Annotated in this window: 8 protein-coding genes; 3 read left to right on the top strand and 5 right to left on the bottom strand. The window is 74.4% G+C overall.

Annotated elements, in window-relative coordinates; genetic code table 11:
* Nucleotides 1-36: 36 nt before the first annotated feature.
* Nucleotides 37-2,976, top strand: coding sequence for a glycoside hydrolase family 48 protein (locus IEY98_RS14125; RefSeq protein ID WP_189210885.1), 2,940 nt, complete (start codon nucleotides 37-39; stop codon nucleotides 2,974-2,976).
* Between the two features lie 84 nt (nucleotides 2,977-3,060).
* Nucleotides 3,061-4,617 (top strand): amidohydrolase, encoded by a 1,557-nt coding sequence (locus tag IEY98_RS14120; RefSeq protein ID WP_189210884.1) that lies wholly within the window; start codon nucleotides 3,061-3,063, stop codon nucleotides 4,615-4,617.
* 43 nt (nucleotides 4,618-4,660) lie between these two features.
* Here IEY98_RS14120 and IEY98_RS14115 read toward each other — a convergent pair whose 3' ends face one another.
* From IEY98_RS14115 to IEY98_RS14100, 4 genes are all read right to left on the bottom strand, one after another.
* The gene (locus IEY98_RS14115; protein WP_189210883.1) at nucleotides 4,661-6,547 is read right to left on the bottom strand and encodes a Calx-beta domain-containing protein; all 1,887 of its coding nucleotides are present in this window, start codon (nucleotides 6,545-6,547) and stop codon (nucleotides 4,661-4,663) included.
* Nucleotides 6,548-6,704: 157 nt separating this feature from the next.
* Entirely contained in the window at nucleotides 6,705-7,982 is a 1,278-nt protein-coding gene (locus IEY98_RS14110; RefSeq protein WP_189210882.1) for a DJ-1/PfpI family protein, read from the bottom strand.
* Nucleotides 7,983-8,029: 47 nt separating this feature from the next.
* On the bottom strand, nucleotides 8,030-8,974 hold the full coding sequence (locus IEY98_RS14105) for a GlxA family transcriptional regulator (protein WP_189210881.1): 945 nt from the start codon (nucleotides 8,972-8,974) through the stop codon (nucleotides 8,030-8,032).
* A 53-nt stretch (nucleotides 8,975-9,027) separates the two neighbouring features.
* Complete coding sequence (locus tag IEY98_RS14100) at nucleotides 9,028-10,278, bottom strand: flavin monoamine oxidase family protein (RefSeq protein ID WP_189210880.1); 1,251 nt, start codon at nucleotides 10,276-10,278, stop codon at nucleotides 9,028-9,030.
* Nucleotides 10,279-10,327: 49 nt separating this feature from the next.
* On the opposite strand from IEY98_RS14100, the gene IEY98_RS14095 reads away from it, so the two are divergent.
* On the top strand, nucleotides 10,328-10,897 hold the full coding sequence (locus tag IEY98_RS14095; protein ID WP_189210879.1) for a TetR/AcrR family transcriptional regulator: 570 nt from the start codon (nucleotides 10,328-10,330) through the stop codon (nucleotides 10,895-10,897).
* Here the strand turns inward: IEY98_RS14095 and IEY98_RS14090 are convergent.
* Complete coding sequence (locus tag IEY98_RS14090) at nucleotides 10,887-12,641, bottom strand: ABC transporter ATP-binding protein (protein WP_189210878.1); 1,755 nt, start codon at nucleotides 12,639-12,641, stop codon at nucleotides 10,887-10,889. The genes IEY98_RS14095 and IEY98_RS14090 overlap by 11 nt on opposite strands.
* Nucleotides 12,642-12,709: the final 68 nt, after the last annotated feature.

Below are 12,709 nucleotides of genomic sequence, written 5' to 3'. Positions count from 1 at the left end.
GGTATCCCTGTGTCCCTTGAAGGAGGACCTGCAACGATGCGATCCGTCCTGTCCCGCCGAGCCCGGCCAGGGCCGCTGGGGGTGGCGCTCGCGGCGACCACCCTGGCCGCCGGGGCCCTGGTGCCCCTGGCAGGCACGGCGCACGCCGCCGTGGCGTGCTCGGTGACGTACACAACCAACCAGTGGCCGGGCGGTTTCACCGCGAACGTCAGCCTGCGCAACGAGGGCGACGCGCTGACCGGCTGGCGGCTGAGCTGGACCTTCCTCGACGGCCAGCGAATCCAGCAGCTGTGGAGCGGCCGCCACACCCAGAGCGGCAACGCCGTGACCGTGACCAACGAGGCGTGGAACGGCAACGTCGCCGCGGGCGGCTCGGTCAGCTTCGGCTTCAACGCCAGCTGGACCGGGCAGAACCGGCCGCCGACCGACTTCGCCGTCAACGGCACGCCCTGTACCGGCGCCAACAAGCCGCCCACGGTGTCGCTGACGGCCCCGGCCGACAACTCCAGCCACCCGGTGGGCACGCCGATCACCGTCTCGGCCAACGCCGCGGACACCGACGGCACCGTCGACCGGGTCGAGTTCTACAACGGCACCACGCTGATCGGCACGGACACGACCGCGCCGTACAGCGTGCAGTGGGCGAACGCGCCGGTCGGGCAGCACTCGCTGGCCGCGCGGGCGCACGACAACCGCGGCGCGTCCGCGCTGTCGACGCCGATCGCGGTGACCGTCGTGAGCGCGCCCACCATCGTGGCCAGCCCGGCCACGGTGACCGTCCGCCAGGGGCAGAGCGCGCAGACCGGGATCAAGCTGGCCACCCAGCCGTCGGGCCCGGTGACCGTCGCCGTCGCCCGCAGCGCGGGCAGCACCGACCTGACCGCGACGCCCGCCAGCCTGACGTTCTCGCCGACGGACTGGAACACCGCCAAGCCGGTGACCATCACCTCGGCCGACAACGGCGGCGCGCTCGCCAGCGCGACGTTCCGGGCGACCGCGACCGGCTACACCGCGGCGACCATCGAGGCCCGCGAGCTGTCGGCGGACACCTCGGACTACACCGCGGCGTTCCTGGAGCAGTACAACAAGATCAAGGACCCGGCCAGCGGCTACTTCCGCGACATCAACGGCCTGCTCGTGCCCTACCACTCGGTGGAGACGCTGCTGGTGGAGGCGCCCGACCACGGTCACCAGACCACGTCTGAGGCCTACAGCTACTACCTGTGGCTGGAAGCGGCCTACGGCCGGATCAGCGGCGAGTGGGGTCCGTTCAACGACGCGTGGGAGTCGTTGGAGAAGTACATCATCCCGTCGGCTGCCGACCAGCCCAACGCGGGCCGGTACAACCCGGCCGACCCGGCGACCTACGCGCCGGAGCACCCGCACCCGTCGGCGTACCCGTCGCAGCTCGACGGCAACGTCCCGGTCGGCCAGGACCCGATCGCCGGTGAGCTGCGCACCGCGTACGGCTCCGACACGATCTACGGCATGCACTGGCTGCTGGACGTGGACAACACGCTCGGCTTCGGCCACTGCGGCGACGAGTCGGACGCGGCCCCGGCCTACATCAACACCTACCAGCGCGGCTCGCAGGAGTCGGTGTGGGAGACCATCCCGCAGCCCTCGTGCGACACCTTCGCCCACGGCGGGCCCAACGGCTTCCTCGACCTGTTCACCGGGGACGGCCAGTACGCCAAGCAGTGGAAGTACACCAACGCCCCCGACGCCGACGCGCGCGCGGTGCAGGTGGCCTACCTGGCGAACAAGTGGGCGACCGAGCAGGGCAAGGCCTCCCAGGTCGCGGGCGTCGTCGCCGACGCGGCGAAGATGGGCGACTACCTGCGGTACGCCATGTTCGACAAGTACTTCAAGCGCATCGGCGACTGCACGAACCCGATGACGTGCCCCGGCGGCACGGGCAGGCAGAGCCAGCACTACCTCATGTCCTGGTACTACGCATGGGGCGGCGCGACGGACACCTCGGCCGGGTGGGCGTGGCGCATCGGCGACGGCGCCAACCACCAGGGTTACCAGAACCCGCTGGCGGCCTACGCCCTGGCCAACGACCCGGCGCTGAAGCCGAAGTCGGCGACCGGCGCGCAGGACTGGGCGACCAGCCTCACCCGGCAGCTGCAGTTCATCAAGTGGCTGCAGTCGGCCGAGGGCGGCATCGCAGGCGGCGCGACGAACAGCTGGGACGGGCAGTACACCCAGCCGCCGACGGACCTGCCGACGTTCAACGGCATGTTCTACGACTACCAGCCGGTCTGGCACGACCCGCCGTCGAACCGCTGGTTCGGGTTCCAGGTGTGGGGCATGGAGCGGGTCGCGGCGCTGTACTCCGAGACCGGCAACGCCCAGGCCAAGGACATCCTCGACAAGTGGGTGCCGTGGGCCATCGCGCACACCGACATCGGCGAGGGCGGCGACTTCGCCGTGCCGTCCGACATGACCTGGACCGGAACGCCGTCGGGCGACTTCACCAGCAGCGGGAGCAACTGGCCCGCCGCGAACCCCGGTCTGCACGTCACCGTCGACACGCAGGGCCGCGACGTCGGCGTGGCGGCCGCACTGGCCAAGACCCTGCTGCACTACGCGGCGCGGTCCGGCGACGCGGCGGCCCGCACGACCGGCGAGGGCCTGCTGAACGCCCTGCTGGCGAACCAGACCGAGATCGGCATCGCCACGCCGGAGACGCGGTCGGACTACGCGCGCTTCGACGACGAGTACGTCCCCGGCGGCGAGGGCACCTACGTGCCCCCGGGCTGGAGCGGCACGATGCCGAACGGCGACGTGATCGAGCCGGGCGCCACCTTCCTGTCGATCCGGTCGTACTTCATGGACGACCCGGACTGGCCGAAGGTGCAGGCGTACCTGGACGGCGGGCCCGCGCCGACGTTCACCTACCACCGGTTCTGGGCGCAGGCGGAGATCGCGACCGCCTTCGCCGCGCACGTGGACCTGTTCACCCCGTGATCCGCCTGTCCACGCGGTGACGCCGTTGTGAGTTGGGGCCGTCGGACCTCTGGTCCGGCGGCCCCTTCTCGTTAGGCTGCGCCCGTGTTGGACTTGCTGATCACCGGAGCACGGGTGCTGACCATGGACCCCGGCCACCCCACCGCCCACGCCGTCGGCGTGTGGCGGGGGCGGGTCGTCGGGGTCGACGACGCGGTGTCGGGGCTGCCCGCCGCCGCCCGCGTGGACCTCGGCGGGGCGTGGGTGGTGCCCGGGTTCGTCGACGCGCACGTGCACCTGGCGTGGACCGGCCTGGCGGCGGGCGCGCCGTCGGTCGCCGCCTGCGCCGACCGTGCCGCGCTGCTCGCGGTCGTGCGGGAGGCCGTGGCCGCGCGGCGCGCGGGGGAGTGGGTCGACGTCGTGGGGTACGACCAGCGCGGGCTGGGCGGCCACATCACCGCCGCGGAGCTGGACACCGTGGCCGACGGGCGGCTCGTGCACCTCATCCACGACTCCGGGCACGCGTGCGTGGTGTCGTCGTCGGTGCTCGCGCTGCTGCCCGCCGGGGTCTCGCACCGGGACGGGCTGCTGGTGGAGGGCGGCGCGGCGGCCGTCCGGGAGCTGCGGCAGCCGTACTCGCGCGCGGAGCTGGTCGACGCGATCGAGCGGGCGGGGCGGCAGTGCCTGTCCGAGGGCGTGACGGCGTGCGCCGAGGCGGGCATCGGCGGCGGGCTGATCAAGCACAGCCCGATCGAGGGCGCGGCGTACCAGGAGGCCGAGCGGCTGGGCAGGCTGCCGCTGCGCGTGCGCCTGATGGTCTCCGCCGACGTGCTGCGCCCGGTCGCGGCCCATGACTCCGACGAGACGCCGCGCGCGATGGACCTCGGGCTGCGCACCGGTTTCGGCGGCGACCGCCTGGCGCTCGGCGCGGTCAAGGTGTTCACCGACGGCGGCATGATGGCCCGCACGGCCGCCCTGACCGCGCCGTACGCGGACGGCTCCGGCTCCGGCGAGCTGTACGCCGACCCGGCCGAGCTGCACGCGGTGATCAGGGACGCGCACGTCGCGGGCTGGCAGCTGGCCGTGCACGCCATCGGCGACCGCGCCGTCGACGTCGCCCTGGACGGCTTCGAGGCGGCGGTGGCCGTGCCCCGCCCCGGCGCCCGGCACCGCATCGAGCACGCGGGCCTCGTCCGCCCCGACCAGCTGGAGCGCTTCGCCCGCCTCGGCGTCGCCGCCGTCGTCCAGCCCGCGTTCCTGTGGTCCTTCGGCGACGACTACGCCCGCATCATGGGCCCGGAGCGCGCAGGCTGGCTCTACCGCGGCCGCTCGTTCCTCGACGCGGGCGTGCGCCTGGTCGGCAGCTCCGACCGCCCGGTCACCGTGGGCGCCCCGCTGCTGGCGATGCGGTTCATGGTGGACCGCCTGTCGTCGTCGGGGAACGCGGTGGGCGCGGCCGAGGCGATCACGCCGACGCAGGCCCTGCGCGCGTACACGGCGGACGCGGCGTGGGCCTGCGGCTGGGAGCGCGACCTCGGCACGATCGCCCCCGGCCGCCTCGCCGACCTCGTCGTCCTCGACGGCGACCCCTTGCGGTCGTTCGACGTCTCGGTCGTCTCGACTGTCCAGGGTGGACAGGTCGTGCATGGGGAGGGCTGGTAGGTGTGGGCGGGCGGGGGCCGCGGCCCCCGCCCGCCCGGCGGGCTCACCGGCGGCAGGGGTCGCCTGACGGGTGAGCGGAGCTGCCGTGGATGTCGGCCTTCGCCTCGGCGACCACGATGGTGGTCAGCGGGGTCTCCACCGACACGGCGCGCTGGACGAGCACACCGTTCTGCACGGTCTGCGAGTTGAGCTTCAGCGACCCGATCACCAGCGGGATCGTCAGCGGGGCCGAGCCGACCGTCACCGCGACGCCGTTGATCTTGAGCGAGGCGATGTGCGAGTGGCCGGTGAACACCGGCCGGAGGCCGTCCGGACCGGGCACGCAGGTGACCGCGGCGCTGGCCTCGACGACGCCCAGCTCGATCTTCAGCCCGACGGTGCTGATGCCGGTCCGCTCGACCGCGCTGTGCGCCCGCGCGTTGTCACCGGCCTGGGGCGCGACCTGCTGGTCGTCCGGGGTCAGGTCGGTGTCGGCGGTGAGCGCCTCCGCGCCGACGTTGATCAGGCCCGCGTTGAGGTCGGCGGACACGACCGTCTCGGCGTCGTCGACGCACGGCAGGTTCTGCGGGTTCGCCTTGGCGACGCTGATCCCGGCGACCTTCAGCGCGGTGGCCGAGCAGGAGAACGCGCCGTCGCGGTCGGCGTCGACGATCGTGCCGACGCCGACGGGGTCGATGAGCCCGGCGCCGACGGGGTCGGACAGGGTGACGGTGTAGTTCTCCGTCAGCTCGTCGACCGTGTCGCCCACGACCTGCACGGTCACCGGTTTGCTGGTCTCGCCCGGGGCGAAGGTCAGCGTCCCGGAGGACGCGGCGTAGTCACCGGGCGCGGTCGCCGTGCCGTCCGCGGTCGCGTACCGGACCGAGACCGGTGACGGGGACGGCGTGGACAGGGTGACGGTGAACGTCGCCGCGGTGGCGCCCAGGTCGGGCTCGGTCGTGGTCACGTCGTCGATCGAGAAGCCCGGCACCCGGACGGTCACCGTCTGGACGTAGCCCGCGGAGACGCCGTTGACCAGGTAGTCGACCGAGCAGGTGTAGACGCCGGGGGCGGCGTCGGGAGCCGCGCCGATGGTCTCGGTGAACGTCGCGGACTCCCCGCCGACCACGGTGCGGCTCGCCGGGGTGTTGACGACGTCGATCTCGTCGTCGCACGCGCCGACCTGCGGGGTGACGGTCACCTCGATGGCGGCGATGCCGTCGAGGATCGCCTGGGACACCTGGTCGGCGGGCACGTTGTTGAGCAGCACGCCCCCGGTCGCCTCGACCAGCGCGGTCGCCTGCCCGGTGAGGTCGATGTTGCCGACGTTGACCACGATCACCCGCACGTCGGCGGCCTGCAGGGCGGCGATCGCGTCGGCGAGGGTGTGGCCGCCGCTGGGGTCGTGGCCGGGCGCGTCGCCGAACATGGCCAGGATGCGGCTGCTGCCCGGGCGGAACGCGACCGAGCCGGTCGCGATCTCGTAGAGGGCGTTGATCTGGCCCTCGGGGAAGTCGCCGCCGCCGGAGGCGGTCCACTGGTCGATGCCCGCCTGGATCGCGGCCGGGTCGCCGGTGGTGTTCTGGTTCAGCCGGTAGGCGAACGGGTCGGTGAAGTCCTTGTACTCGGCGACGGCGAACTGGGCGCTGGGCTGGGCGGCGAGCACATCCCCGGTGATCTCGCCGGCGTTGGCCTTCACGTTGGCGATGGCCCCGCCCATGCTGCCGGTCGTGTCGGCCAGCAGGACCAGGTCGGGGTTCGGGGGCACCTCGGCGGTGGTGACGGTCTTGGTGACGGTCGTGGTGGCGCCCGGTCCGAGCGTGACGTCCACAGTGGAGGGCGAGACGCCCGGCGGGGCAGCGCTCGCCGCACTCGCGGTCGCGGTCATCAGGCTCGCGGTCACGGCGACCACGATGGCGGCGGCTTGTCTTCGTCCGGTGGATCGGCGCATGGGGGTCCTCCAGGTTCGGTCACGCCATCCTGGTGACACCGCCGATCATCGGACAACGCGTCGGGTCGACCACAACGCCCCCGGTCCAGTGGTCTGACCCTGACTGGCCCAATGAGCGCGCTCCCACAGCACGCTGGGTCGGTCCGGGGTGGGCCGATCAGGTAGAGCCGTTGGACCCGAACCGCCTGCCCCACCGGGCCACCAGGACGCCCAGCGCGGCCGAGGCGATGACGGTCATGCCTGCCAGCGCGGCGGCGCGCCACGGCCACGGCGGGCCCGCGAGCGCCAGGTGCGCGGTGGGGTACTCGGTGAACTTGCCCGCCGCGGCCGCGCTCGCCCGGTCGGCGTGCGCGGCGAGGTCCAGCAGGGCAGCGTCGAACCCGCGCACCCGGCTGACCGGGACGGCGTGCCCGGCGGCCCACGCGGTCAAGGCGGGGTCGTCCGAGGTCAGGACGAGCCGGTCGAGGTCGCCGGGAGCGGCGGGCAGCAGGCGCAGGCCGTGCCGCGTCGTCGTCTCGGCCGCCAGCGAGACGGGCACGGTCCGTTCGGCGAACGATGAGCCGGACAGCACCTCCAGGACGGCGGCCAGGTGGAGTTCGTCCACGCCGGAGGAGACGCCGACGCCGGTGACCGTGCGGCCCCAGGGGAACGCGGCGTTGAGCGCGTACGGGAGATCGGCGGCGCTGTGGCCGTTGACCGGGATGTCCAGCGGCGCGGTGCGCGACCAGCCCGGGTAGCCCGCCCGCGCGCCCGCCCGGTCGGCCTCGTCCGGGCCCGCCAGCCGCTCGACCACCCGCAGCGCGCCGACGATGCCGGAGGTCACGCCCGCTGTGGTGATCACCGTGCCGTCCTCGACGTAGCGCCTGCCCGCGATCCAGTCCACGGCGGGATAGTCAGCGCGCATACCGTCCACAGCGGACCAGAATGTGGTCGCCGACCGCCCGTCGAGCACGCCTGCGGCGGCCAGCAGCTTGGCCCCGGCGCACACGCCGAGCACGACCGCGCCGCGGTCCGCCTGGCGCGCCACCCACTCCCGCAGCGCCGCCTCCTCCCGGCCCGCCCAGTCGACCACCGCGGGCACGACCACGACGTCCGGCGCGGTCGCCTCGTCGAAGGTGTCGTCCGGCACGACGTGCAGGCCGCCCGAGAGCGTCACCGGAGCCAGTTCCTCGGCCACCACCCGCACGGCGAACCGCGGCGATCCGGCGAAGACGGCGTACGGCGCGAGCACGTCCGCGCCGACGGACCCGCTCGCCCCGACCGCCACCGCGACCACCAGCCGGTCCGGTGGCGCGGGCGCGGCGGCAGGCCAGCGGCCCGGTGGCGGCGGGGGGAACCCGGCGGCCATCGACGCTGCCACGCCGAGCGCGGCGGTCCCGGCGAACACGGCGGCGGCGACGAGGAGGGCGGCCAGGACAAGGAGGATGCGGCGCATGACGTCAGTGCTCCAGGTGTGACGAGTGACGGGCTGATGCGGGCTTGTCAGGCGCGCAGCGACGAGGGTGCGACGCCGCGGCGGGCGCGGTAGAGCCTGCGGAGCTGGCGGGCGTCGCGGAAGCCGGTGCGGGCGGCGACGGCCGACACCGGCAGGTCGGTCCCGGCCAGCAGGTCCTCGGCCATGGCCAGGCGCAGGCGCTGGTGGAACTCCAGCGGGGTGATGCCGGTGGCCGAGGTGAACGCCCGGCTGAGCCCGCGCGGCGACAGGTGCACCCGCGCCGCGAGGTCCGCCAGCCGGTGGGGCCGGTCGAGGTGCGCGGCGATGTGGTCCTGCACGGCGTGCACCGCGTCGTCCACGTGGTCGCGGTGGCTGAGGAACGGGCTCAGCTGGGCGCCGTCGCCGGTCCTGCGCAGGTACACCACCAGCGCGCGGGCGACCGCGGCCGTGATCGCCGCGCCGTGGTCGCGGTGCACCAGCGACAGCGCCAGGTCGATGCCCGACGCGATGCCCGCGCTGGTGCTGACCGGGCCGTCGTGGGTGAAGAGGACGCCGTCCTGCACCCTGGCCCTCGGATAGCGCACCCGCATGGGCTCCAGCAGTTCCCAGTGGGTCGTGCAGCGGCGGCCGTCGAGCAGGCCCGCCTCGCCGAGCGCGGCGGCTCCGCTGCAGACCGCGGCGAACTCCGCGCCCGCGGCGGCGGAGCGGCGCAGCCAGGCGGTCAGCGCCGGGTCCACCCGCGGTCCGCCGCGCTCCAGGCGCGGACCGGGGATGAGCACGAGGTCGCCTGCGGACACATCCGGTAGTGGACCGAGGTCCGCCAGGCGCAGTCCCTGCGCGCTCCGCGCGCTCTCGACGGTGCTGGCGTACTCCAGGCGGTACCCCGCGCCCCTGTGGTTCGCCGCGTCGAAGACCTGCACCGGACCGGCGAGGTCCAGGAGGTTGACCGCGGGCTGCACCACGACGACGACCCGCCGCTGTCCACTGTCCACACCACGACGGTAAGGCAGCGGGCGCGGACAGGGGTGGCCGCCGTGGGGACGGATCAGGTCAGGACCGCGTCGGCGGCGGCCTCCCCGGAGGCCACGGCGCCCTCCAGGTAGCCCGGGTGCCGTTCGGCGGTCTCGGTGCCCGCCCAGTGCACCGGGCCCGCGGGCGGGGTGGGGCCGATCACCGAGCCCGCGCCGAGCACGGGCAGTGCGGAGTATCCGCCGCCGACGTGGCGGTCCTCGTGCCAGGACTTCTCATGCCAGTCGACGGGCGATCGAGCCTGGGGGCCGAACGCCGTGGCCAGGACGTCGAGGACGGCCGCTCGCCGACGGCGGGCGGGCAGGGCGGACAGCGCGCGGGCCTCGCCGCCCGCGACCAGGACCGCGAGGTGGCCGGGGCCGCCGGGCGGGGACACGTCGAAGGCGGCGGGTCCGCGCACGGCGACCAGCTGGCCGCTGAACCCCGCCTGCCGCCAGAACGGGTCCGGGTATACCGCGATCGCCTTGTAGACCGCGCCCATGGCGGTGTCGCGCTCGGCCGCCGCGCGTCCTGGGGGCAGGGGCGGATCGTGGCGGATCGCGCGTGCCACTGGCGGTGGGACCGCCACCACCGCGCGGTCCACTCGGATCGGGCCCGAGGGGGTGTCGACCACAACCCCGGGACCGGACCGGGTGATCGCGGTCGCGGGCAGTCCCAGGTGGACGGTCAGGTCGGCGGCCAGCCACTCGGCGAGCCCGCCCGCGCCGCCTGCCAGCAGGCCGTCCTGCGCGCCGCCTTGCATCCCCAGCATCGCCCGCAGCCCGCCCGCCGACCGGATGCCCGCGAGCAGCGTCCGCATCGAGATCGCGTCGGGGTCCTCGGCCATGGCCTCGGTGAGGACGGTGGCGAGCAGGTCGCGTGCGCCCTTCCCCGGAATCCGGCGCAGCCACGCGCCGACCGTGCGGTCGGCGCCGTCGCGGCGCGACAGCGCGGCGAGCCGGAGCAGGGCCAGGCCCGCCGGGACCGCCGTGGCCACCGGGAGCCGCCGCCGGACCCGCGCGCCGTCGACGAACGCGGTCGCTCCGGCGGTCGGTGACGGGAACACCGTCATCCCCGCTTCCGCGGCCAGCGCCCGCACCCGCCCGTGGTCGGCGCCGACCCACATCCCGCCGAGGTCGACCGCGCTGCCCAGGGCCGAGCGGACCGTCCACGCGCGTCCGCCGACGCGGTCGTTGGACTCCAGGACCAGCACGTCCGCGCCCGCGCCCGCCAGGCGCCGCGCCGCAGTGAGTCCCGCGAGGCCCGCGCCGATCACCACCACCTTCATGCAACAACTGTTGCACAACGTCTGTTGCACGACAAGGTAGGGTGGGCCCGTGCCCAAGCAGGTCGACCCCGCCGCCCGTCGGGCGGCCATCGGGGACGCGGTCGTCGACATCGCCGCCGAGCACGGGTTCGCCGCCGTCACCATCCGGGCCGTCGCGCGGCGGGCCGGGGCGTCGACCTCCGTGGTCACCCACTACGTCGCCGGTCGGGACGACCTGCTGCGGCAGGCTGTCCGCAGGGAGGTGGACGCCCGCCGCGAGCACGCCGAGCGGGTGCTGGCCGGTCGCACCGGGGCCGACGGGCTGCGCACCCTCGCCGACTGGGCGGTGCACGCCCCCGGCGAGCGCGCCCAGCGGTTCTGGCTCGCGCTGGTGATGGCCGCCCCGGCCGAGCCCGTCCTGCGCGCCGAGCTCGACCGCTTCACCACCTGGTGGGACGCGCGGGTCCGGGCGCTGGTCGCCGAGGCCGGGCTCGCCGACCCGGGCCTGGCGGCCGACCTGCTGGACGTCGCGGTCGACGGCCTGATCACCGCCCGGTTCGAGGGCGCGGCGGCGTGGAGCGCGCGGCGGTCGCGGCGGGTGCTGGCCGCCGTCCTGGCCGCCGCCGGGCTCAGCCGGTGAGCACGGCGTCCTCGTCGGGGATGCGCAGGGAGGCCACCAGCTCCCGGTAGAGCTCGTCGGTGGCCAGCAGTTCGGTGTGCGTGCCCCGGGCGCGCACGCGGCCGTCCTCCAGCACGATGATGGTGTCGGCGTCGACCACTGTGGACAGGCGGTGGGCGATGGTGACGACGGCGCCCCGGGTGGCCTGGGCGCGGATGACCTCGTGCAGCGCGGCCTCGGTGAGACCGTCGACCTGGGCGGTCGCCTCGTCGAGCAGCAGCACCTCGGGGTCGGCCAGCACGGCGCGGGCCATGGCGATGCGCTGGCGCTGGCCGCCGGAGACCGAGGTGGCCGACAGCGGGGTGTCCAGGCCCTGCTCCAGCCCGTCGGCGAGGGTGTCGAGGCGGACGGCGCGCAGGACGCGGTCGAGGTCGTCCTGCGTGGCCTCGGGGTGGGAGAACAGCAGGTTGTCGCGGATCGTGCCGGGCACGACCGGGGTCTCCTGCTCGACGTAGGCCAGCCGCGCGCGGATGTCGGCGTGGGTCAGCTCGCGGTAGGGGACGCCGTCGACCAGCAGTGTGCCCTCCTGCGGTTCGAGGAAGCGCAGGATCAGCGAGAACAGCGTGGTCTTGCCCGCGCCGGACGGGCCGACGATCGCGGTGTGGCCGGTGCGCGGCACCACCAGGTCGACCCCGCGCACGGCGGGTTCGGCGTCCGGGCCGTAGGCGGCCGTCACCCCGCGCAGCTCCAGGACCGGCGCGGACGGCGAGCCCGTCCCCGCGTCCGACACGGCGCTGTCGTCCTCCACCGGCAGCGCCTCGATCTCGCGGATGCGCGCGGCGGCGGCGATGCCGTTCTGCAGGGCGGTGACGTTCTGGCTCAGCGAGGTGATCGGGTCGAGCAGCCCGAAGGCGTACAGCAGGAACGCGATCAGCGCCGACACCGCGAGGTCGCCGTCGGCCACCCGCCACGCGCCGATGCCCAGGATGAGGATGATCGCCAGCTGGATGCCCGTCCACGCCGTGCTCCACGCGACCGCCTCGCGGCGCACCGCGGCGATGCTGTGCCGGGCGGCCTCGCGGGCGTCGGCCATGATCAGCTCGGCCTGGCGCTCCTCGGCCCGGCTCGCCTTCACCGTGCGGACGGCGCGCAGCGCGCCCTCCAGGACCCCGCCCAGGGCGCCGATGTGCGCCTGCGCCTTCTCCTTGGCGACCGCGATCTTGGGCATGAGCACGCCGAACAGGATCGCGATCACGATCACCGACGCGACGGTCGTGGCCAGCAGCACCAGGTCGAGCACGGCCATCATCGCCAGCGTGCCGACCAGCATCACCGCGCCGTTGATCAGCCCGATGACGCTGGACGTGGCCGCCTCGCGCAGCAGGACGGTGTCGGAGGTGACGCGGGTGACCAGCTCGCCGGACTGCCGCCCGGTCACCGCGGGGACGGTCGCGCGGAAGAACCGGCGCACCATGGCCTCGCGTGCGGCCAGCACGACCCGCTCGCCGAGGCTGCCCAGCAGGATCCACTGCGTGAGCCAGACCGCGCTGCCGACCACCAGCAGCGACAGCATGAGGATCACCGGCCCGGACAGCGACGCCGACGCCCCCAGCGAGTCCAGCACCCACTTCGTCGCCAGCGGCGTGGCCAGGCCCGCCGCCGACCCGGCCAGGGCCAACGCGAGCCCGAGCGCGAGGGCACCGCGGTGCGGCCGGGCGAACGACCACAGCACGCGGAGCCGGGGAAACCTTATCGGAACACTCATGCTTACGAGTGGAACACAGCTGTTCCGCTACGGTCAACCGAAATTCCATTCCGGGTCGTCCTGGCTTA

This window comes from Actinokineospora fastidiosa (assembly GCF_014648415.1).
Lineage (GTDB): Bacteria > Actinomycetota > Actinomycetes > Mycobacteriales > Pseudonocardiaceae > Actinokineospora > Actinokineospora fastidiosa.
This window is presented reverse-complemented; position numbering and strand designations above follow the sequence as displayed.